The organism is Paenibacillus peoriae KCTC 3763 (assembly GCF_000236805.1).
GTDB classification, from domain to species: Bacteria; Bacillota; Bacilli; order Paenibacillales; family Paenibacillaceae; genus Paenibacillus; species Paenibacillus peoriae.
The window spans coordinates 415,150-437,370 of record NZ_AGFX01000041.1; the positions used below are offsets into that span (position 1 = coordinate 415,150).

The 22,221-nt window shown below is 46.3% G+C and carries 18 protein-coding genes and 1 tRNA gene; 10 read left to right on the forward strand and 9 right to left on the reverse strand.

Annotated features, from left to right (window positions below; translation table 11 throughout):
- Positions 1 to 147: 147 nt before the first annotated feature.
- Both KQI_RS0123100 and KQI_RS0123105 read left to right on the forward strand, forming a co-directional pair.
- Entirely contained in the window at positions 148 to 675 is a 528-nt protein-coding gene (locus KQI_RS0123100) for a phosphatase PAP2 family protein (RefSeq protein WP_007429513.1), read from the forward strand.
- Positions 676 to 726: 51 nt separating this feature from the next.
- Positions 727 to 1,860, forward strand: a complete 1,134-nt coding sequence (locus KQI_RS0123105; RefSeq protein ID WP_411830850.1) for an MGDG synthase family glycosyltransferase — start codon at positions 727 to 729, stop codon at positions 1,858 to 1,860.
- A 45-nt stretch (positions 1,861 to 1,905) separates the two neighbouring features.
- Here the strand turns inward: KQI_RS0123105 and trmB are convergent, their stop codons facing one another.
- Both trmB and KQI_RS0123115 read right to left on the reverse strand, forming a co-directional pair.
- Positions 1,906 to 2,619: a tRNA (guanosine(46)-N7)-methyltransferase TrmB gene (gene trmB, locus KQI_RS0123110; RefSeq protein WP_010349254.1), complete on the reverse strand. Its 714-nt coding sequence runs from the start codon at positions 2,617 to 2,619 to the stop codon at positions 1,906 to 1,908.
- Between the two features lie 104 nt (positions 2,620 to 2,723).
- Complete coding sequence (locus tag KQI_RS0123115) at positions 2,724 to 2,921, reverse strand: hypothetical protein (protein WP_007429510.1); 198 nt, start codon at positions 2,919 to 2,921, stop codon at positions 2,724 to 2,726.
- Between the two features lie 309 nt (positions 2,922 to 3,230).
- Between KQI_RS0123115 and mnmL the strand changes: the two genes are divergently transcribed.
- From mnmL to KQI_RS0123135, 4 genes are all read left to right on the forward strand, one after another.
- Entirely contained in the window at positions 3,231 to 4,184 is a 954-nt protein-coding gene (mnmL, locus tag KQI_RS0123120; RefSeq protein WP_007429509.1) for a tRNA modification radical SAM protein MnmL/YtqA, read from the forward strand.
- The gene (gene mnmM / locus KQI_RS0123125) at positions 4,185 to 4,766 is read left to right on the forward strand and encodes a tRNA 5-(aminomethyl)-2-thiouridylate-methyltransferase MnmM (RefSeq protein ID WP_010349255.1); all 582 of its coding nucleotides are present in this window, start codon (positions 4,185 to 4,187) and stop codon (positions 4,764 to 4,766) included.
- Between the two features lie 133 nt (positions 4,767 to 4,899).
- Positions 4,900 to 5,874, forward strand: coding sequence for a type I phosphomannose isomerase catalytic subunit (locus tag KQI_RS0123130; RefSeq protein ID WP_010349256.1), 975 nt, complete (start codon positions 4,900 to 4,902; stop codon positions 5,872 to 5,874).
- A 25-nt stretch (positions 5,875 to 5,899) separates the two neighbouring features.
- Positions 5,900 to 6,877, forward strand: a complete 978-nt coding sequence (locus KQI_RS0123135; RefSeq protein WP_010349257.1) for an alpha/beta fold hydrolase — start codon at positions 5,900 to 5,902, stop codon at positions 6,875 to 6,877.
- An 85-nt stretch (positions 6,878 to 6,962) separates the two neighbouring features.
- Here the strand turns inward: KQI_RS0123135 and KQI_RS0123140 are convergent, their stop codons facing one another.
- From KQI_RS0123140 to KQI_RS0123150, 3 genes are all read right to left on the reverse strand, one after another.
- Complete coding sequence (locus KQI_RS0123140; protein ID WP_010349258.1) at positions 6,963 to 7,493, reverse strand: YfiT family bacillithiol transferase; 531 nt, start codon at positions 7,491 to 7,493, stop codon at positions 6,963 to 6,965.
- Positions 7,494 to 7,629: 136 nt separating this feature from the next.
- Positions 7,630 to 8,916, reverse strand: coding sequence for a 2-oxoglutarate dehydrogenase complex dihydrolipoyllysine-residue succinyltransferase (gene odhB / locus KQI_RS0123145; protein ID WP_010349259.1), 1,287 nt, complete (start codon positions 8,914 to 8,916; stop codon positions 7,630 to 7,632).
- 5 nt (positions 8,917 to 8,921) lie between these two features.
- The gene (locus KQI_RS0123150) at positions 8,922 to 11,813 is read right to left on the reverse strand and encodes a 2-oxoglutarate dehydrogenase E1 component (RefSeq protein WP_010349260.1); all 2,892 of its coding nucleotides are present in this window, start codon (positions 11,811 to 11,813) and stop codon (positions 8,922 to 8,924) included.
- 429 nt (positions 11,814 to 12,242) lie between these two features.
- Between KQI_RS0123150 and licT the strand changes: the two genes are divergently transcribed.
- The 4 genes from licT (at position 12,243) to KQI_RS0123170 (ending at position 18,104) form a co-directional block, all read left to right on the forward strand.
- Complete coding sequence (licT, locus tag KQI_RS0123155; RefSeq protein WP_010349261.1) at positions 12,243 to 13,076, forward strand: BglG family transcription antiterminator LicT; 834 nt, start codon at positions 12,243 to 12,245, stop codon at positions 13,074 to 13,076.
- A gap of 113 nt (positions 13,077 to 13,189) precedes the next feature.
- Positions 13,190 to 15,100 carry a beta-glucoside-specific PTS transporter subunit IIABC gene (locus KQI_RS0123160; protein WP_010349262.1) on the forward strand — a complete coding sequence of 637 codons (1,911 nt, stop codon included), beginning with the start codon at positions 13,190 to 13,192 and terminating at the stop codon, positions 15,098 to 15,100.
- A 24-nt stretch (positions 15,101 to 15,124) separates the two neighbouring features.
- On the forward strand, positions 15,125 to 16,588 hold the full coding sequence (locus tag KQI_RS0123165; protein ID WP_010349263.1) for a glycoside hydrolase family 1 protein: 1,464 nt from the start codon (positions 15,125 to 15,127) through the stop codon (positions 16,586 to 16,588).
- Between the two features lie 244 nt (positions 16,589 to 16,832).
- Positions 16,833 to 18,104, forward strand: a complete 1,272-nt coding sequence (locus KQI_RS0123170) for an MFS transporter (protein ID WP_010349264.1) — start codon at positions 16,833 to 16,835, stop codon at positions 18,102 to 18,104.
- 219 nt (positions 18,105 to 18,323) lie between these two features.
- On the opposite strand, the gene KQI_RS0123175 is transcribed toward KQI_RS0123170, so the two are convergent.
- The 4 genes from KQI_RS0123175 to KQI_RS0123190 form a co-directional block, all read right to left on the reverse strand.
- Positions 18,324 to 18,397, reverse strand: a tRNA-Pro gene (locus KQI_RS0123175).
- A 351-nt stretch (positions 18,398 to 18,748) separates the two neighbouring features.
- Positions 18,749 to 19,690 (reverse strand): alpha/beta hydrolase, encoded by a 942-nt coding sequence (locus KQI_RS0123180; RefSeq protein WP_010349265.1) that lies wholly within the window; start codon positions 19,688 to 19,690, stop codon positions 18,749 to 18,751.
- 387 nt (positions 19,691 to 20,077) lie between these two features.
- Positions 20,078 to 21,439: a sensor histidine kinase gene (locus KQI_RS0123185; RefSeq protein WP_010349266.1), complete on the reverse strand. Its 1,362-nt coding sequence runs from the start codon at positions 21,437 to 21,439 to the stop codon at positions 20,078 to 20,080.
- Positions 21,436 to 22,110 carry a response regulator transcription factor gene (locus KQI_RS0123190; RefSeq protein WP_010349267.1) on the reverse strand — a complete coding sequence of 225 codons (675 nt, stop codon included), beginning with the start codon at positions 22,108 to 22,110 and terminating at the stop codon, positions 21,436 to 21,438. Before KQI_RS0123190 ends, KQI_RS0123185 begins: the two co-directional genes overlap by 4 nt.
- Between the last annotated feature and the right edge of the window lie 111 nt (positions 22,111 to 22,221).

Here is a 22,221-nt window from a genome sequence, read left to right on the forward strand (position 1 = left end):
TTGAACCAGGCAAGTGGTGATTCTTGAAATGCACAGCGTTTAAAAATATGATGAGAGCAAGAGAATAATTACTTGTGGCCTGATTCTGTCAAAGTGATTGAAAATATTTGCCGACCTTACCCTGAAACGGCAACCGGAGGAAACCGAATGCAACGTCTAGTCGTAAAGCTTATAAACCTGGAGCAGCAGTTGTTCAAATGGATCAACGGGCGCTTACACAACCGTTTTTTGAACTTCTGGCTTTATTATCTCACACATTTGGGTGGGGCCACTTTTACAATAGCCTCTACGTTACTTATTTGGTGGCTCGCTCCGAATCCATGGAAGGATGCCGCTATGAAGGGAGCCATTGCCCTCGGGGTCAGTCATATCCCCGTGGCGATTGTCAAAAAGCTGTATCCGCGGATTCGCCCATATTTGGCGCTACCGGGTACAAATACATTTCGCAACCCCCTGTCGGATCATTCTTTTCCCTCAGGGCATACAACCGCCATTTTTTCAGCTACCGTTCCTTTTATGCTTCAGTCACCGATGCTTACCCTGCCGTTGTTGCCTGTAGGAATAATTGTAGGATTTTCCCGGATTTACTTGGGGCTTCACTATCCCACGGATGTACTTGCAGGAGCGGTTATCGGAGCTTCTGCAGCAATAGGAACGGTTGCATTCTGGCCTTAAAGCCGATATGGTATGATTGAGAACATCCCAGCAGGAACAGGTGAAATGAGAGTGGCTAAAAAACGAGTGTTATTATTATCGGAAGGTTTCGGTGCCGGACATACTCAGGCTGCATACGCGCTCTCAAGCAGCTTGCGGAAGCTTTCTCCGAATGTGCAGACCCGAGTGCTGGAGCTGGGGAGCTTTTTAAATCCAAGAATGGCCCCGCTCATTATTACAGCATACAAGAAGACTGTTGTATCGCAGCCTCGCCTAGTCGGATTGGTTTACCGTCATCAGTACAAAAAATCATTAAACCGTCTTACAACGCTCGCTTTGCACCGTCTGTTCTACACGCAGACCCGAAACATTCTTCGGCAGCTCCGTCCCGATTTGGTGGTATGTACTCATCCTATCCCGAGTGCGGTGATTTCACGCTTAAAGCGCTTAGGCTTACATGTTCCGCTTTGTACTGTCATTACAGACTACGATGCACATGGAACATGGATCAGTCCCGAGGTTGATCGGTACTTTGTATCTACGCCTGAAGTCATGCGCAAGCTGCGAGCACGTGGAGTATCCGTGTCGAAAATCCAGGTGACCGGTATCCCGGTTCATCCAAATTTTTGGGAACATCCGGGGCACGATGAAATTCGGGAACAATTTGGCCTTAAGCCCATTCCGACCGTACTTGTTATGGGCGGCGGCTGGGGACTTATGAACGACGAAGTCATTCATCGCTCGCTTACTGAGTGGAGAGAAAACATTCAATTTATTTTTTGTCTGGGTCACAATGATAAAATGCGTCGTAAAATGCAGCTGGACCCCCGTTTCAACCATCCGAATATTCATATTTTCGGATTCACACGGGAAATCGACAAATTAATGGAGGTATCGAATCTTCTTATTACCAAACCCGGCGGAATGACATGTACCGAGGGGTTAGCCAAAGGGATTCCGATGCTGTTTCACAAACCTCTTCCCGGACAGGAGGAGGAAAATTGTCAATACTTTACGGCTCAAGGCTTCGGAGAACCGATTACTTCGCTGGATGTTGTCGTAAAATGGATGAACCGATTACAACACGATTTTCCGGAAATCGTTCGCAAGCGACAAGAGCACGTCCATAATGTAGCGCGATACTATCCTCTTCAGAGCGCACAGAGTATTTTGGATATACTGGAACCAAACGGGGTGCTTTCCTAAAAAGGAAGCACCCCGCTTTATTTTAACAGCTATATCGCTATCGCTTTACTTTCCGTACTTTTCAAGACGCATTTTTTCGTATTCTTCCAAAGCGTCTTTGCCAATCAGCACCTCGACACGATGGATATTCATACCTTTGCCCATAAATTTTTGTTCATATTCCGTCATGACATGCTCCTCGTTAATTCCCTCACGATGAAGGTTCAACGAAATATTCGTCATTTGCAGACCGCTGTCGGCAAATGAATTCAAGGAAAACTCAAACAGTGTCTCCGAATCCGTCTTAAGGTGAATTTGCCCTTTGCTGTTCAAAAGCTGACGGTACTTGTCCAAAAAGCGCGGATGCGTCAAACGACGGCGCGCGTGCTTGGTTTTAGGCCAGGGATCGCTAAAATTCAGATAAATGCGTTCAATTTCTCCAGGCTCAAAAACATTCTCAATCTGTTCAATGTTTGCCAGTGCCAATTTGATATTGGGTGGTGTACCGATCTCTGTACCGCTCCAGGCCAGACGAGACTTTTCTGTTGCACGTCGTACCAGTTCATCATACATATCAAAGCCAATGTAGTTGACGTCGGGATTTCGGAAGCTCATTTGGCTAATAAACTGTCCTTTGCCCATGCCAAATTCCACATGAATCGGACGATCGTTACCGAAAAGCTGCTGCCACTTTCCTTTATACTGCGCTGGCTCTAGGATAACCAGATCCTGTTGTTCTTCCAAGCTTTCCCTTATTCCTTTTCTTCCGCGTAAACGCATGTTACTCCTCCATATACTCTGTTATCAAGGAAAAAGGAATTCCACCCCCGCTTGAAGATACGGAAATGAAATTCCTTTTTCAATATATTTGGATTGGGGTCCAACTAATTTAATTGTTCATAGTCTACCGCATCAGCAGGTGAAAAATCAATTGTCTTTTGGCAAGCCGCTCTGATTTTCTGACGTGCGGCCGTTCCAATCTGACGATCCTGCCCAAAACGGACACCAGTCAGCGCCAACGCCTCATCAAAGGTTAGCTCAACAGTAACTTTATTCATACGTGTTTTATCCTGTGTATTCATAAAAAATCACCTCACGGGTTATTTAGTAATGGAACCGACGTGCACTTCCCCTAAAGCAGGCGATAGAAACAGCATAGCTACACTCCTGATAAATGGAGCATTCGGCAATGGAAACTCTCATTTTCAGGATCGAAATCAGTCCTTATGTCGTATGTCTGGTACCGCTTACAATATAACATATCGTGTAATCTTTTTCAATCCTGAATCCAGTAAAATCCGCACTTATTATCGCCCTTTTCTGTCAAGTGATTCCCAATTAAGACTGATTTTTGTTACAATAAGGTGATCGTAAAAAAAAGGAGTCCACCCATGAAAACAGATTTGTTGCCTGCTCCTCTCCTATGGGGAGATAAACGGTTCCATACTTGGAATTACGAAATGCGCGAGCAATTTGAAAATAAAGTGTTCAAAGTTATGCTGGATGCGGGTTTTACTTGCCCAAATCGCGATGGTTCTATTGCCAAAGGAGGCTGCACTTTTTGCAGCGCACGCGGGTCAGGTGATTTTGCCGGACGCCGCCGTGATGATCTGGTCACCCAGTTCAATACGATTCGGGATCGTCAGCATTTAAAATGGCCAAACGCCAAATATATTGGCTATTTCCAAGCCTATACCAATACGTATGCTCCGGTTGAAGAGCTGCGGGAATATTTTGAGGTTATTCTGGAGCAGCCGGGGGTTGTGGGTCTGTCCATCGCTACTCGCCCTGATTGCTTGCCTGACGATGTGGTAGACTATCTTGCCGAGTTGAATGAGCGCACGTACCTGTGGATTGAAATGGGACTGCAAACCGTCCATGAATCCACCTCAGAACTGATTAACCGTGCTCATGACACTCAATGCTATCTGGATGCGGTGGAAAAGCTGCGCAAGCGCAATATTCGCGTGTGTGCCCACATCATTTACGGTCTTCCGCAGGAGACACATGAAATGATGCTCGATACGGGACGCGCAGTAGCAGCTATGGACGTGCAAGGCATTAAAATTCATTTGCTGCATCTCATGCGCAAAACGCCGATGGTCAAGCAGTATGAAGCAGGCTTGTTACGCTTCCTGGAAAGGGACGAATACGTTAAGCTGATCGTCGATACCCTGGAATTTTTGCCACCCGAGATGATCGTTCATCGGCTGACTGGAGACGCTCCCCGCGATTTGCTGATGGGACCCATGTGGTCGCTCAAGAAATGGGAAGTGCTTAACGCCATTGATGATGAGCTAAAATCACGTGAAACGTGGCAGGGCAAATACTGGAGGCAGCCTTAAATGGGATTTCTGTCCGTCTTGAGCTATGCTCACCAATTGGTAGCTGCGCGCGTGCAGCCAGGCGATGCTGCTGTAGACGCCACCGTCGGCACAGGGGCAGATACACTGTTTCTGGCTAAGGCCGCTGGCAAACGGGGCCATGTCTACGGCTTTGATATTCAGCAGGAGGCATTGCAGCTCGCCCGGCGTCGGCTGGAAGAAAACACCTCTTCCCCATTGGCAGAGGTATCACTGCTGCTGCAGGGTCATGAGCAAATGAGGGAGGCCGTTCCCGACAACCTGCATGGCAAAGTCGCTGCAGTTATGTTTAATCTCGGCTACTTGCCGTCCGAAGGCGCCGATCCATCTGTCATCACGCATACGGACAGTACGCTTGCCGCGCTTGAAGCGGCCCTGCAACTGCTGCGACCACGCGGTATTCTGACCGCCGTATTATATCCAGGGCACGCTGGAGGCAATGAAGAAGCGGAGGCTGTCCTTCAATGGGCTTCTGCTCTCCCCGTCTCCATCGGCCAAAGTATTATTTACCGTCAATTACAACGAGACACCTCGCCATATTTGGTGGCGGTTGAAAAAAAATAGCATACCGGCTTATCAAGCCAACTTATCCAGGTTATGTGCGGCTTTTTTCCAGCCGCCTTACATATATCATTTTTGTGAGTCGTAAGGGTTATTCTGTTGTGCACTCATTACTCATTCATGGAGGAGAGAAATTATGCTGAAGCCATACCCGCTGCAATTTCAACCTGAATTCAAAGAAAGAGTCTGGGGAGGACGAGCATTAGAGCAATTTGGTCTAACCCCACCAGAAGGACATATTGGCGAAGGATGGATGATTGCCGACCATCCGAATGGAACAACAACGGTCATCAATGGTGAACTGGCAGGCAAAGGGCTGGATGAAATCCGTGAAGCTTATGGACAGGAATGGCTTGGAGCCAAAGGAGTATCGGAAAAAGGTGGCCGCTTCCCGCTTCTGATTAAGCTGCTGGATTGCAATGATGATTTGTCCGTACAGGTACATCCGACAGATGATTATGAGGGACTTCCAGCCGGAGAGCTTGGAAAAACCGAAATGTGGTACGTGCTGGATGCCAAGCCGGATGCGAAAATCATTTATGGTCTGACAGAAGGTGTAACGCGCGAAAGTCTGCGTACAGCTCTTGAAAGCGGAGACATCCTCGGCAGCTTGCGTCAGGTTCCTGTTGAGGCAGGCGATACATTCTTCATTCCCGCCGGAACTGTACATGCGCTGTGCGCGGGTGTTGTCGTTGCTGAAATCCAGCAAAATTCAGATACGACCTATCGATTATATGACTACAACCGCCCCGGTTTGGATGGCAAGCCCCGTGAACTGCATATTGAGGATTCCCTCAATGTGACCTCTTACGAAGGTGCAGGCGCAACAACGATGAAAACCGGGGGTTTACAGCCGGGTGAATGGCTCCAGCTTGCAGCCTGTGAGTATTTTGTCGTAGAAAAGGGCATCGTAGATGGAAGCTGGTCGCTTTCCACAACGAAAGACAGCTTTACTATTCTTGTCATTTGCGAAGGCAGCGGCACCCTTACCTGGGACGATAATGCTGCATCTCTTTCCTGTAAAGCTGGAGATTGCTTCCTGCTGCCTGCCAATCTGAACGGTTACACATTGACTGACAAAATGACCGTACTTAGATCTTATCTTCCTTAAAGCTTAAAGGATGTGATGTCTAATCATGCGGGAATACACCTTCACCATCGTTGAAAACGACGGAGCCGAGCTTTTTGCCTACCGCTGGCTTCCCGATCAGCAGATACCCCTAAAGGGGATTGTACAAATTTCACATGGCATGTGTGAGAGGTCCTACCGCTATATCCGACTGGCCGAGAAGCTCACTGCTTCCGGCTACGGTGTGTATGCCAACGATCATATCGGTCACGGGCGTACAGCTGGTGATCTTGATAAGCTCGGTATGCCAGAAGCAAATGCGTTTAATCGAATGGCAAACGGCATGCTGGGGCTAGGCGAAATTGTGGCTAAGGAGTTCCCAGATCAGCCTCGTTTTTTGATGGGTCACAGCATGGGGTCCTTTTTAACCCAAAAAATAATGTATGACGACAGACAGGAGTATCAGGGGTTTATTTTATCGGGAACGAACGGGCGGCGTGGTCTGTTGAAGCTCGGAGAGCAGGTTGCCCTGGTGCAAGCCAAGCTGCAAGGAATGGATCATCGCAGCATGCTGCTCAATGCGATGGTCTTTGGTGGTTTTAACCGTGCCTTTCGTCCGGTGCGTACAGCATTCGACTGGCTATCCCGTGATCCAGAGGAAGTAGATCAATTCGTACATGACCCATGGTGCGGAGCCATCTGTACGACAAGTTTTTTTCTTGATTTCTTCAGGCTGCTGCAGGAAATCCATTGGCCTTCCTCGCTGGAAAGCATTAACCCTAAACTGCCAGTCTACATATTTGCCGGAGATCGTGATCCGGTAGGATTGTTCGGTAAAGGTGTATTATCGCTGGTCGATATGTATCAAAGCCTGGAGCTTCAGGATGTGGAATATCGCCTCTACCCTGATGGTCGCCATGAGATGCTGCATGAAACAAACCGCGATGAGGTCATGACTGACATTGTTGACTGGCTGGACCGTCATATTCACGCAGCAGCGACTCCCGTTTCTGTTTTGTCTGGAGGCACTGAAGCATCTTTATAAATAGCTCATAACAAAAAGAAACCTTGAAAACCACGGTTAACGTGAGTTTAAAGGTTTCTTTTTTCAGTTCAGCTTATGTTGAAAATCACCATGCATTCCGTTCTCTCAGGGAGGTGATATGAGCCGTATGATGCTTGCCGTGCCAGGCATAGATGCCGATGTTTCGTTCAAGCCGGATCGTCTGACCTGATTCAGGATGAATAAACGTTCGCTGCAGCTGATCTTCTCCTAATGATCGCAACACGGTCACCCAACGTTCATGCAGCCCTTCCAGCAATTGCAGCGAGGGTTCCAGTGGAAGTTCCCTGGCGTCTGGTATTTCGGCCCAACGTCCCTCATCGTATGGCTTGATTGTCGGTGTATCCTCCGTCAGCGCCAGTTTGAAACGAATATAGCTGTTCATATGGCTGTCTGCCAAATGATGAACTACCTGCCTTATCGTCCATCCCCCTTCACGATAAGGCGTATTAAGCTGCTGCTCATTCAATCCCTCTACCGCCTGACGAAGCTGTGAAGGCAGGTCAGCAATGTCGTGAATCCATGTCAAAAGCTGTTCTTCTGTAATCGTATCTGGAGCGACGAATAGCCCAATCGGGTAGCGCAAATCTTTGTCCAAAACGGTTCCCGCCCTTCTCTGCATCTTAGTATCTATTAGGTCTGAGTCTTATGGTTTAACTATGCAGGAAAAAAAGCAGACCCGCAAGAGCCTGCTTTATTCATACATATCACGCTTGGATATAACTGGATTTGTATTATCCTTCCAGCAACAGGGATTCTGGATCTTCCAGCAATTCTTTGACCGTTACCAGGAAGCGAACCGCTTCGCTGCCATCGATAATCCGGTGATCGTAAGACAAGGCGATGTACATCATCGGGCGATTTTCCATACGCTCCTCATCAATGGCAATCGGGCGAAGCTGAATTTTGTGCATTCCCAAAATACCTACTTGCGGCGTGTTCAATATTGGCGTAGACAGCAGGGAACCAAAAATACCTCCATTGGTAATAGTAAAGGTTCCACCTTGCAAATCTGCCAGCGAAAGCGAGTTGGAGCGTGCCTTGCCAGCCAAATCTGCAATGCTTTTCTCTATTTCAGCAAAGCCGAGACGGTCAGCGTCCCGTACGACTGGCACGACCAAACCTTCCTTGGCCGATACAGCAATCCCGATATCATAGTATTTTTTCAGTACAATATCATCGCCGTTAATTTCTGCATTCACGGTAGGGAATTGTTTGAGTGCACCAACCACTGCTTTCGTAAAGAATGACATAAAGCCCAGCCCTACATCATGCTTCTCCTTGAACTTATCTTTACGGCGTTTACGAACATCGAGAATGGCGGTCATATCCACTTCATTAAAAGTGGTAAGCATAGCGGCTGTTTGCTGTGCCTCAACAAGGCGCTTGGCAATCGTCGCTCTGCGACGAGACATCCGCTGGCGTTCTACAGGTTTACTATACTCCGTTTGAGTTGGAGACGCAGCCGCAGGCTTGTTGGTAGCGGGAGACGCAGGTGCAGTCGATGCCGCACGCGCAACCTCAGCGCTGTTCGTATGCGTTTTAACATCTCCCTGGAACACACGTCCAAGCGGATCTTTTCCCTGTACCTGCTCCAGATCAATGCCGCGTTCGCGCGCCAGCTTCCGGGCGGATGGAGATGCCGTCTGATTTCCCCCGTCACTATTGGACGAAATAGGCTGTACGGCCTTTTCCACTACTGCAGAAGCTGGTGTAGTCGCTACGGGCGGTGCCTCCGGCGCTTTGGTCGCTGCTGCTTCTCCGGCGCTGGCTGCTGCGTTACCACTGCCACTTCCGATCAAGCCAACAGCTTCACCGATGGACACGGTCTCTCCCTCTTGACGAAGGATCTTCTGGACGACTCCCGCTTCTTCTGCACTAATTTCCAGGTTGACCTTATCCGTTTCCAACTCCAGTAGAACATCCCCCTGTCCTACGGAATCCCCTTCCTTCACAAGCCATTTGGAAATTGTTCCTTCCGTGATGGATTCTCCCATTGCTGGCACTAAAATATCGCTCACAGCCGCTACCTCCCCAATGTAATATTGTTTTTGGAATCCTGCTTCAACGCTGATTGAATAATTCGCTGCTGTTCTAGGCTGTGCACTTGCTGATAGCCGCTCGCCGGGCTGGAACGTTCCGGTCTGCCTGCGTAACGAATTTCCGCTCCTTGCGGCACAACATTCCGCAAACGAGGCTCAATGTAACTCCAGGCCCCCATATTTTTAGGCTCTTCCTGAGCCCATACGAATTCTTTAACATGCGAGAAGCGGCTGAAAATATTCCGGATTTCCTCTTCCGGGAAGGGGTACAACTGCTCCACACGAATAATGTGCAGACGCTCCTCTGCCTCATTTTTATCCTTCTCCAACGCCTCTTCCAGATCAATTGCAATTTTGCCACTGCACAGTACAATGCGCTCTACACGATCCGGGCGTGCACCCAGGCCGGGCTGCTCCAGCACAGGACGGAATGTTCCCTCGCTGAGCTCAGAGGCAGGCGAAGCGACACGGTTGTTGCGAATCAGGCTTTTCGGCGACATCATCACAAGCGGACGCGCTTCCTCACTTTCGCTTAATGCAGCCTGACGGCGCAGCAGATGGAAATACTGTGAGGCACTGCTCAGGTTGGCGACAGTCCAGTTATTTTGTGCGGACAACTGGAGGAAACGCTCCAGCCGTGCACTCGTATGCTCCGGTCCTTGTCCTTCACTGCCATGCGGTAACAGCATGACCAAACTGGATTTCTGTCTCCATTTGGCACGGCCCGCGGAAATAAATTGGTCGAAAATAACCTGGGCGCAGTTTGCAAAATCGCCGAATTGTGCTTCCCAAATGACCAATGTCTCGGGAGAAAACACGTTATACCCATATTCAAAGCCGAGCACAGATGCCTCAGATAAAGGGCTATTATGAATACTGAACGAGGCACGCGCTTCCGGCAATGTATGCAGCGGGCAATGTGTATTGCCGGTTTCAGGCTCATGCAGCACGAGGTTACGGTGAGCAAAGGTCGCCCGCTCCGCGTCCTGACCCGTCATGCGAATCGGCTTGCCATCTGCGAGAATGGTAGCCAGGGCCAGCGTCTCCGCCAAGCTCCAATCTACCTTTTCCCCTTCGTTCAGAGCTGTTTTTCTGCGCTGTAAAATGCGATCCAGCTTCGGATATACATGAAAATCTTTTGGCCATTTGAGCAAGTTTTCATTGATTTGGCGCAGCTTTTTCGATTCCACCGCAGTATGGACCACAGAGCCCTGATTTTTTGTTGCCTTAACAGCAGTAAGCTCAGGCTCCTCTTCCGGTTGATTCTTCACATGCTCATGCGCTTCCTTCAGTCGGTTTTGCACCTTTTCAATGAGGCCGGCACTAAACGCTTCATCCACAATGCCCTGCTTCATCAATTTTTGAGTATACAACTTGCTCACCGTCGGATGATTCTTCACCTTGCGATACACCAGCGGCTGGGTTGTTTCCGGGTCATCGGATTCATTGTGGCCATAACGACGATACCCAATCAGATCAATCAGGAAATCCTTCTTGAAGCGATTGCGGTATTCGCCAGCCATACGTGCTGCTGCAATACAGGCTTCAGGATTATCCGCGTTCACGTGTACAATCGGAATTTCGTAGCCCTTGGCCAGATCACTGGCATAACGGGTCGAACGTGAATCAACACTCTCTGTCGTAAAACCCAGACGATTATTCACAATAATATGAACCGTACCGCCATTACGGAAGCCGCGCAAATTGGTGAAATTAAGTGATTCTGCCACGATACCCTCACCCGGGAAAGCCGCATCGCCATGCATGATAATCGTGGCCGCCTTGCTGACATCCAGCTTCGGATAGCCTGCTTCACTACGGTCTTCCTGCGCTGCGCGGGAAAAGCCTTGTACGACCGGATTCACATACTCCAGGTGGCTTGGATTATTCGCCAGCGTCAGTCGGGCCTGTACTGCTTCCCCATCCTTTACAAATCGATCTGCACCGAGATGGTACTTCACATCTCCAGTCCAGCCGTAGTTAATTCCGGTAGAGCCCTCCGACGGGATCAAATCCTTATTCGGTGAATGATGAAATTCAGAGAAAATTTTGCTGTAAGGCTTGCCCAACACATGAGCCAGCACATTCAAACGGCCCCGATGCGCCATCCCCATCAGAACGTGACTTGCTCCTGCATTTGTCGTGAGTCGAATGATCTCGTCGAGTACGGGGACAAGGACATCATTGCCCTCAATGGAAAAACGCTTCTGTCCAACAAACGTTTTATGCAAAAACTCTTCGAACTGCTCTACCTCTACCAATCTGCCCAGCAGCGCCTTGCGTTCCTGTGTTGTGAGCGGCTTGGAGGACCAGCCGGATTCTGCATAGCTGTTCAACCAGCGGCGTTCCTCTTCGTTATGGATGTGACTAAATTCATAGGCAATCGGCCCTGTGTATGCTACACGCAACCGTTGAATGGCTTCCCATCCGTTAAGTGTTCCCGCAGGAGCGTTATCCCATATTAAAGAGGCCGGAAAAGCCTTTAAGTCCTGTTCAGTTAAGCCATAGGATGCTGGATCAAGCAAGCGTGTATCCTGCTCGGCATCCAGTTCTAGCGGATCTATTTGAGCGGCCAAATGTCCGTATTCACGGATGTTCCACACCATTTTCCCCGCTGTAACCGCTTTCTGTAATGTGTTCGAATCGAGGCTCCCCAGAGCACTTGCGGGGGGTCCTTGCAATTTGTAGTCTATCATGGAAGCAGCCGAGTATTCGGATTGCGGCGGCTCACCCCATTGATCAAACAGCTCGCGGTAAGCCGGATCAACCGTTCCGGGGTCCGCTACATACTTTTCATACTGGTCCTGCACATAACCTAGATTAGGTCCGTAATACGTCTGCCAAGGTACCTGTCTGCTGCTCTCTTCCATCGTCATCTCGTTCCCTCCGTCAAATTTTGAAATTCATAGCTGGACGGAAATCATTTTTAATTTTTTTGTTAAACCTTCAATTTAAGTTGTTCACAATATGATCACATTATATGAAATCCTACGTCAAAAGTCGAATTTCACAGTTCTTATTTCTCTTCCATTGTATAAACTTTTCTAGCTATGAGCATTTCCTTTTTCTCAACATATCCATGCGTAAATGAGATCAATCGGGTTATGGTAGCCGTTAGCACTTAAAGATTAGAATGTGGCACAAAAGGATATCCTAATCACAAAAAAAGTTGACAACGTTTTCAGATCATGATAACTTATCTCGTGAGGCTTGTTACCGGTAATGCGGGCAAAACCACAACAGAGATGATATTTCTTTCTGTTGTAGTTTTGCCTTTTTTTATTCCTCAAAATGGGTGATTCGATGTGATAATTAAACAAATTTTCAACAATAATATCGTCAGCACGGTGGATGATAAAAACCAGGAGTTGCTTATCCTCGGCCGGGGTATCGGGTTTAACTTCCGCGCTGGTGATCCGATTGACGAGAAGCGGATTGAAAAAATTTTCCGTCTGCAGGATGCAAATATTTATGAGAAGTTTAAAGCCACTGTCATGGAAGTTCCGATTGATATTTTACAAGTCACCGATGACATTGTTAGTCTGGCGCGCACGCAGTTGAACAAAAAAATAAGTGATGGCATTTATGTCTCCTTGTCGGATCATATTCATTTTGCTATTCAGCGTATGGAGCATGACATGATTGTACGCAATCCACTGTCATGGGAGATTCAGCATTTCTATAAAGCTGAGTATGATGCTGCCAAAGAATCACTGACACTTTTGCGCGAACGTCTGGGCATTGAATTCCCAAAGGAAGAGATTTGTAATATCGCCCTTCATTTCGTGAATGCTGAAATTAATGATTCGATGAATGATGTCACTCATATGATGCAGCTGCTCCAGGAAATCATGAATATTATCAAATATCATTTTAATATGGAGTTTAATGAGGATAGCGCGAATTACTTCCGCTTTATTACACACCTCAAATATTTTTGTCAGCGCGTGATTACACACTCGAGCCATGACGACGCAGAAGAATATTTGTATGAAGTCGTGAAAAAAAATTATGCGGGCACTTTTAAATGCATTGGGAAAATTGAGAAGTTTATTCAAAAGAATTACGAGTATACCATGACGCACTCTGAGCAGTTGTACCTGACACTTCATTTGGAGCGCCTCATAAAAAGAAAATAAAATATTATCCAGGCTTGTAACTGTTAAATCAGGCAAAACCTGAATGAAAAGGCTCACGATACGTGGGTCTGCTCATTCAGGTTTTTTTTATCTAAAAATAGGAGGAATTCAAGATGGATCAGCAGGAAACTGCCAAAAAAATTGTCGACTCTGTTGGTGGAACAGACAATATTAACTCTGTATACCATTGCGTTACACGCTTACGCTTTGATCTCAAGGATAACGGTAAGGTCAAGCAGGATGAATTAAAGAAGTTGGATAAGGTTATGGGAACCAATGTATCTGGAGATCAATTCCAGGTCATTATCGGCAATGAAGTCAGCAAAGTATTCGATGCAATGGCGCATCTATACCCTGTCCTAAAGAACGACTCCACCGAAAAGAAGTCTTCTGAAAAAAAGAAACAAAATGCGATCTCTAACTTGTTCGAGTTCATTGCAGGTGTGTTTGCCCCTATTTTACCTGCCATTGCTGGTGCGGGTTTGCTCAAAGGATTGATTGCTTTGCTCGTATCCGTAGGCTGGCTTACAGCGGGGACGGATACGTACCGGATTTTCTCAGCGATCGGGGACGGAGTCTTTTATTTTCTACCTTTACTGATTGCTGTGAGTGCGGCTCGTAAATTTGGATGTAATCCTTATGTGGCCGTTGCTGTGAGTGCAGCACTCATGTACCCTGACATGGGGGCGTTATTATCAAGTGGTCATGCTGTTTCTTTTATCGGTGTGCCGGTTACGGCTGTTACTTATGCGTCCTCCGTTATCCCTATCCTTCTTGCCATTTGGTTGATGTCTTATGTGCAAAAGGGCGTAGATCGTATCATTCCTTCATCTTTTAAGCTGCTGCTTGTGCCCTTAATTACGATGATTATTGTCGTTCCAGTTACACTGATCGCTATTGGTCCGCTGGGTACTCTGATCGGTAGTGGACTGTCTGGCGGTATCAATTGGCTTATTTCGGAAGGCGGCTGGATTGCAGGTATTATTTTGGGCGGGGCTATGGCATTGATCGTGATGACAGGCATGCACTATGCGCTGGTTCCAGTCATCATCAGTAATTTGGCTAAACTGGGTTTTGACAAATTCCTGCCGCTAACCTACATCTCCAATATGGGTCAGGCAGGAGCAACCATGGGCGTATTTTTCCGTGCCAAAGATAAAAAGCTGAAATCTGTGGCATTTTCTACAAGTGTGACAGCACTTATGGGCGTCACCGAGCCTGCTATGTATGGGGTGAATATGAAATATAAACGACCTTTTATAGCGGGTATGATCGGTAGTGCTGCAGGCGGCGGGTTCTCTCTTGCCTTTGGTGCCAATGCCTATGTGCTGGCAGGAAACGGGGGAATTCCAGGACTACCTGCATTGATTGGACCTACCTTCTGGTATGCAGTGGGCGGTATGTTGATCGCATTCGTGGTAGCCACAATCGCAGCTATCCTGCTCGGCATTAACGAAGAACAGAGTGGCGAAGCTGTACAAACCACGAGCGAAACAGCCACTTCTTCTACAGACCGTGACGACTCGACAGATTCCTCTAAAGAACTGCTGGAAGATTTAAATATTCGAGCTACCAATGAGACGATTCTTGCTCCCATGACAGGCCGTTCGATTCCGCTGAAGGAAGTGAATGATCCGACATTCGGTGACGAACTGATGGGCAAAGGTGTTGCCTTTGTTCCCGTTATTGGAGAACTGTCCTCTCCTGTAAATGGCACTGTGTTAAATGTGTTCAAGACTAAACACGCCATGGTTATTCGCAGTAATGACGGTGCAGAGCTGCTCATCCATGTGGGCATCAACACGGTTAAGCTGCGTGGGCAGTTTTTTGAAGCCCATGTTCAAGCTGGCGATGTAGTTCAAGCTGGCGATAAGCTGCTCTCATTCGATCTGGAGCATATCGCTAAGGATTATGACATCACCACAGCGATGGTTGTCACCAATACAAGCGACTATCAATCTGTTTTTCCCATCAAGCTGGGTGACATCACCATGAAGGAGCCTGTACTGAAGGTAGAAATCTAAAAACTGATAAAGGAGCATACACTCATGAGTAAAACACAAGTATTCCCAGAGCATTTCCTATGGGGAGGTGCTATCGCCGCCAATCAAGCAGAGGGGGCATTTGACGCAGATGGCAAAGGCTTGTCTACCGCAGATATGGTTCCTTATTATAAGAAAAAAGACTATGCCAACCTAAGCGCCCTCATGCACGTATCCAGCGAAACGATTGCAGAGGCCATGAAAACCAAATCAGCCGAGGGTTATCCAAAGCGTTATGGAATTGATTTTTATCATCATTATAGAGAAGATATTGCATTGTTTGCCGAGATGGGCTTCAAAACATTCCGTCTCTCCATTAACTGGAGCCGCATTTTCCCTAATGGAGACGACCATGAGCCAAATGAGGCTGGCCTACAATTCTATGACAATGTTTTCGATGAGCTACGCAAATACGGTATTGAGCCTCTGGTAACGCTATCCCATTATGAAATGCCGATGACGCTGGTATTGAATTATGGCGGTTGGGCAAACAGAAAAGTCATTTCGTTCTTTGTAAAGTATGCAGAGACCGTTATGAACCGATATCAGGATAAAGTAAAATACTGGCTGACCTTTAATGAAATCAATACAACGATCATTGAACCGTTCACAGGCGGCGGAATTGTCGGTGACAAAGAAGTTAACCTACTGCAAGCGTCCTATCAGGCATTACATCATCAGTTCGTTGCCAGCAGTCTAGTAACGAAAAGAGCACGTGAGATTAACCCCGTGTTTCAAATTGGCTGTATGTTAGCCAGAATGATCCATTATCCTGCTACGAGCAGCCCCGAGGATGTACAGCAAGCTCAGTTCGACAACCAGATGAATTTGCTGCACACCGATGTTCAGGCCCGCGGCAGCTACCCGCCAATCATTAAGCGCTATTTTGAGGAGCATCAGATTCATATTGTAAAAGAAGCAGAGGACGATCAAATTTTGAAAAAAAATACGGTCGACTTTATTTCCTTCAGCTATTATACATCCCTTATCTCCACTACTACGCCGGAGAAATATGGATCTACAGGAGGTAACCTGTACAGTACAGTTAAAAACCCAAATCTGAAGGTGACAGAATGGGGCTGGCAGTTGGACCCGATCGGCTTGAGAACGGTTTTGAAAGAACTTTATGATCGCTATCAATTGCCATTATTTGTGGTGGAAAACGGATTAGGGGCCAAGGATACGATTGAAGAAGACGGCTCCATTATAGATGATTACCGTATTGATTATTTCAGACAACATATTGGACAATTAAAAGAAGCCATTCTGGATGGCGTTGAAGTGATGGGCTACACCAGTTGGGGAGCGATTGATATCATCAGTGCATCCACTTCAGAAATGTCCAAACGCTACGGATTTATTTATGTGGATCAGGATGACGAAGGTCACGGAACCCTCAACCGCAAAAAGAAGAAAAGCTTTGACTGGTATAAAAAAGTAATCGCTACAAATGGCGAGGATTTAGCTTAATTAAGATTGGGAACTCCCCCCCCCATTTGTGAATCAGGAGTCAAAACATCTGGCAAGTTAAACAGCCAGTCGTCGGATATCAACCGGCGGCTGGTTATTTCGTTTATGTTGCTCCTCACACTACGCCAACAAACTCAAATTTTATTATGACATTAAAGTCACTTTTCTGTACAATATTCCTACTTTTCACTATTATTTTAATTAGGCATCTAAAAACCGCTTTGAAAGCGAAAGGGATGGAACTGTGACTGGATTAAAACAAATACTCAGAAACAAGAATTATGTCAGGCTTTTTCTGGCAACGTTCGCCTCACAATTGGGAGGAATTATTGGGGTTACTGCATTCATGTTTTATTTGTTGAAACGGTTTACGAATCAGCCATACTATGCAACGCTTGCCGAGTTAATGTATTCGCTCCCGATGCTGGCAGTATTTCTCATAGTTGGAGTACTTGCAGATCGGATGGACCGACAAAAAATCGCTGTTAATTGTGACTGGATCAGCGCTTTATTATCCTTATGTTTGCTCATTTTTATTTGGGTTGATTCTATTCCTCTGATATTTGCCTTCCTCTTCATCCGTAGTGCTGCTTCCAAGTTTTTTTTCCCAGCCGAAAGTGCCCTTATACAGGGAATCTTAAGCAAAGATGATTACACCATTGCAGCAGGCCTCAATCAAATGATAGGGAGTCTTTTCATGTTATTTGGAGCAACTCTGGGGGCCGTCGTTTACTGGCATTTTGGAATTACTGGAGCCATCCTAATTGATGCTGTTTCTTTTATTGTTTCTGCATTGCTTATTCGTTCCTGCAAAATTCAAAAGGAAGTACGCCTTCCGAACGGGGCACATCAATTTAAGCAATTAAAATTCAAACTGGTCATGCACGACTTTAAACAAGGGTTTCTTTACATATTACACAACAGACTATTGATTTGGTTGGTTTCAGGCTTTTTTATGTTCGGTATTTTAAATGGGGGATTTAGCGTTTTACCGATGTTTGTTCTTAAATATAAGCTAGCTCCAGACAACTATGAGCAGTATATGGTATGGACAAGTATTATTTTTGGATCAGGTGTGTTGCTTGGCACCTTAATCGCTTCTCTTATCTCCGCCAAGCTAAAGCTACACCAAATGATTGCAGCGGGAGTTCTGGTCGCCGGAATTGGTATATGCATACTTGGATTTGTTAATGACCTTTATGTTTTTTTGATTATCGACTTCGCCATTGCACTGGTACTTCCGTTCATTAATATCGGCATAGGAGGATGGCTGCCTTGTATTGTAGATCCTCAAATGATGGGACGTGTGCAAGGTTTAATTAATCCGTTAATGATGCTGTCCCAATCTCTTACATTGGGTTTCATTGCTGTAAGCTTTCCTTCATTTATTTCAATTGAAGTCTTGTTTTTATTAGTTGGGGTCTGTACCGTTATTGTAGGAATATACTACACTATTGTGCTCCCCCGTTATGCTGATTACGGCACTTCTTCTAAAGCCATTCAGGAATCTTTATAGGCAAATTAATTGAATTGCCACTTCTGCCTCCATATCCAGTGTAGAGGTGGCTTACCCCTCAAATGCTCCACAAGTACATACATTCGTTGCATACGACTAGCTCGTCAAAAACAGCACACGAAAAATCCTGTAGAGAAAAAGGCCGATAGGGTATGTAATATTCAAAAAAAAAACGCCCGCAGATGCAATAGCTGCATCAGCAGGACATTTTGATTGAAATCGGAGTAGCGGGATTCGAACCCACGACCTCACCCACCCCAAGGGTGCGCGCTACCTAGCTGCGCTATACCCCGATAACCCAGTGTATGTAGATCGATGCTGTTATTTACCATTATATTCTGGACATAAAATCCTGTAAAGGGATTATTTTCTCATATAAATGAGCAAAATCACTTCCAGTAAACTGTAAAATAAAAAAGAATAGAGACAAAGTGCTTTCCTTATGTTAAAAAGTAGTCACCACAACAACTTTTTTAAACAAAAGAGAAATCGCAATGTCTCATACCGATATCGTACCCGAACTTGCCAGCATTCGCAACTACCTGTCCCAGCTACGAGTGCGCCCAAAAGGGCGTTCCGTTTCATATGGTTTGCAAGTGATTCAATGTTGCCTAATCATCTTTGGAATTTTCTATATCCGTTTTTTATAGATTTTTTTCATTCATAAATTTCCTGAAATTTTCCACTATTTCTTTAGACCGGGTATGGTGCAAATAGTGCCCGCCTTCAAATGTCATCACTTTTCCATGTACAGAGTTTTTTATTTGCTCCTCATGAAGAGGTATCCAGCCTTCCGTTTCGGTATCATTCGCTTGTAAAAAGAAAATAACCGGAAGGTTCGTTGGGAAGGTCAACTTTTGAGCAGCTTTAAAATTAGGAAATAAATGTTCGCCTTCACTTAGGATGTTGAGATTAAACATGTTTTTGAGCGTAAGAATTCTAATTTGTTCTCTTGTTTGATCATCAACGGTCGGTGTAACCAGTTGGTCAGGGGCCAGTTTCATTAACAATCGGGAGAAACCTGATTTTTTGAGCAGTTTATACGTTTCTGCCGGGAATGGATCATCTGTACCGCCTTGCGTTGGAACGCTGCTATCGATCCCAACAAATGCACTAACTTCGTTTTCATATTTGTTCACATAATCCAGTCCGTAAATGCCTGAAATGGAGTGGGCCATGAGAATATAGCGGTCAATATGAAGACTTTGTAAAGATTCGTGAATTTCACTTACTATGTTATCGAGGGTACGTTCTTTTTCGGTAACATCACTTAGTCCATAACCAAAAGGCTCAATTACGACGACTCTGTAAAATGGGGACAGCTCATCCACTAACGGCTTATAATCCAGAGCGGGTGCTGCCGTTCCAAAACCAGGTAATAGCACGACCGTTTCTTTGCCTTTTCCTTGAATCGTAACATTCATATTTTTACCGTCGACAAGTACAGACTGCCCGTAGGGGATTATTTTTGCTTGCTCCGATTTACTGCTGATTATATTGACTACAAAAACAATCGCAATAAAGAGTCCTATGGCTGCAACTAATACGCCTATGGATTTAAGCATAATCACAAGTAGTTTTTTCATGATTTAAGCCCTTTCCTGTTTATTTTTTAATGAAATGACAAACTTGGAACCGGCCGCGGCTGGCACTGAAAACCATTTGGCATAGCCGCCCGCTGGGATCGTAGTTGAAGATTGTGTGCCTGAATAGAGGGGGTTACGTATTCCTCACTGGCGTATAAGCTGCTTGCTGCCGTAAGTTACCTCTCTTGGTTTCACTCTCGCATCTACTCCTGTCTTCATCTATATGTTGGGCTACCTTAACGAGAGCGCTAAAGACAGCATAGCCAACCAAGATGTCCCCCTAATGACGACAATATGAACGGAATATGAACAGGCAAAAAAAGCTACGCCGTCACATGCAAGGAAGTTTTCACATGGTGGCCTAGCCTTGAGAAGGTATGAATCTAATCACCCTGCTGGTGTTGTGATTGGCAAGATGACAATGAAGGTCGTTCCTCGTCCGTATTCGCTCTCGACCCGGATGTCCCCTTGATGAAGCGATACGATCTGCTTTACAATGGCCAGTCCCATACCGCTGCCGTCATATTTCCGGCTGTGGGAACGATCGGCTTTAAAAAAGCGATCAAATATACGCTTTTGGTCCTCCGGGAGAATACCAATGCCCGAATCGGATATGCGGACCGTCACGTTCTTGATATCCTGTTTGATGCTGACGTCAATCCTACCGCCATCCTTGGAAAATTTGATGCTATTGCCGAGGATATTGGTCCATACCTGATTTAACTGGTCATGATCGGCCGTGATTTTAACGGGCTGCAAATCAAGCTCGAACTGAATGTTGCGAGCTGACCATTGGGGTTGAATAGCGACGATTACTCGTCTGATCTGTTCATCCAGACTGAGCGTGACGAGCCGCATCTGCGGTGACTGCGAGTCAAGAAAACTCAGCTTTAGCAGACTATCACTCATTTTGGACATTCGCGCAGCTTCAGTGATGATAATATCGAGATAACGGCTTCGTTCGTGATCCGGGAGGTCTACCTGCTTGAGCGCTATAGCATAACCGGAAATGGAAGTGAGCGGAGACTGAACTTCATGGGACACGTTTGTCACGAATTCCCTGCGCATCTGCTCAAGCTGCTGTAGATCGTGCATCATTTCTTCGAAGCTGCGAGCCAAAGTACCTAGCTCACCCTTTTGTTTAATATTAAGCTTGACGTTGAAATCTCCCGCAGCTATACGCCGGGTCGCTTCGGTCAGCTTTTTGATCGGTCTCACTAGGAACATAGCCGCAACTAGAATCAATAAGCTTCCTGCTATCAACGAATAGGTCAAAAAAGTTACAACAAACTGGATGAGAAATGAGGTGGAAGAGGGAATGATCGGCTCTACAAACATTGCTCTGGTCCCCATTTCAGTTTTTAACGGCAACCCCAAGAAGATCGTATCGAACCCATTGACTTGAACCCTTCCTCCATCCAGTACTTTCTTCACTTGTTCCATAGTCACAGGGAAAGCATCGTGTCCTGTAAGCTCTCCGTAGGATTGGAACTGATCCGTTGTTTCATAGATTCGAATGTGATAGGAATTGAGTTGCTTCATTTTACTTATAAACAACTCTGCTTCATGTAATGGCAATGTTTCGTAGATGCGGACGATGTCCTGGCCAAAATCAAGTAAGGTAACTTGCAGGTTTTCGTTTAATTTATCTTGAAATATCCAGGTTGCCGCAAAAAAAGCAATGATCGTGCCCCCGATCACGGAGACCAGAAAGGTCAGGACTACGCGTGTATATAAGGAACTGATCATTCCTGTACCTCAAGCCGGTAGCCAAGTCCGCGTACCGTTTCGATACGAAAATCGGAGGTAGCCGCGAAACGTTCGCGCAGGCGTTTAATATGCACGTCTATCGTTCGATCATCACCAGCATAATTGATCCCCCAAACTTGATCGATCAATTGCTCCCGCGTATAGACTTGTCCCGGTATTCCAGCGAGTTTATACAGTAATTCGAACTCCTTGAGCGGCAAGGTGAGCGACTCCGTACCTCTCAGGACCTTATAAGTCTGCCGGTCCAGAATGACGTTGCCTAACCGGATGGTCTGCGTGGAGCCCATACGGTATCGTTTCAACAGTGTCTTGACGCGAGCCATCAACTCGAGCGGATCGAATGGCTTGGTCAAATAGTCATCTGTCCCGAGCTGGAATCCTTGCACTTTCTCCCAGGTTTCGCTTCTTGCAGTCAGCATAAGTAACGGAAGATCTGGATTGGCTCTTCGAAGTTCCTTGCATAACGCCCAGCCGTCCATGACCGGCATCATAATATCAAGGATGACCAAATCGACAGGCGTGGAGGCATAGATGGCCAGTGCTTCCTTGCCGTCAGCGGCTTCGGCCGTTGCAAATCCGTCGTTGCGCAAAAATAAACAGACGAGTTCGCGAATGTTCGCATCGTCGTCAGCAACTAATATCGTAGGCATTCGTATCCTCTTTTCCTAAAAAAATAATTCTTCGTTTGTGCAAGAGCGAAGAATGTCTACATATGCTACCTCATTGGTTGAATACATGCAACGGTATTGATGTAAGAAATG

Coding starts and splice junctions, on each gene's coding strand:
- KQI_RS0123190 (WP_010349267.1), bottom strand. CDS start 22,110: ATGCCTACGATATTAGTTGCTGACGACGATGCGAACATTCGCGAACTC.
- mnmM (WP_010349255.1), top strand. CDS start 4,185: ATGGGATTTCTGTCCGTCTTGAGCTATGCTCACCAATTGGTAGCTGCG.
- KQI_RS0123185 (WP_010349266.1), bottom strand. CDS start 21,439: ATGATCAGTTCCTTATATACACGCGTAGTCCTGACCTTTCTGGTCTCC.
- KQI_RS0123180 (WP_010349265.1), bottom strand. CDS start 19,690: ATGAAAAAACTACTTGTGATTATGCTTAAATCCATAGGCGTATTAGTT.
- trmB (WP_010349254.1), bottom strand. CDS start 2,619: ATGCGTTTACGCGGAAGAAAAGGAATAAGGGAAAGCTTGGAAGAACAA.
- KQI_RS0123100 (WP_007429513.1), top strand. CDS start 148: ATGCAACGTCTAGTCGTAAAGCTTATAAACCTGGAGCAGCAGTTGTTC.
- KQI_RS0123135 (WP_010349257.1), top strand. CDS start 5,900: ATGCGGGAATACACCTTCACCATCGTTGAAAACGACGGAGCCGAGCTT.
- KQI_RS0123130 (WP_010349256.1), top strand. CDS start 4,900: ATGCTGAAGCCATACCCGCTGCAATTTCAACCTGAATTCAAAGAAAGA.
- KQI_RS0123165 (WP_010349263.1), top strand. CDS start 15,125: ATGAGTAAAACACAAGTATTCCCAGAGCATTTCCTATGGGGAGGTGCT.
- KQI_RS0123160 (WP_010349262.1), top strand. CDS start 13,190: ATGGATCAGCAGGAAACTGCCAAAAAAATTGTCGACTCTGTTGGTGGA.
- mnmL (WP_007429509.1), top strand. CDS start 3,231: ATGAAAACAGATTTGTTGCCTGCTCCTCTCCTATGGGGAGATAAACGG.
- KQI_RS0123115 (WP_007429510.1), bottom strand. CDS start 2,921: ATGAATACACAGGATAAAACACGTATGAATAAAGTTACTGTTGAGCTA.
- KQI_RS0123150 (WP_010349260.1), bottom strand. CDS start 11,813: ATGACGATGGAAGAGAGCAGCAGACAGGTACCTTGGCAGACGTATTAC.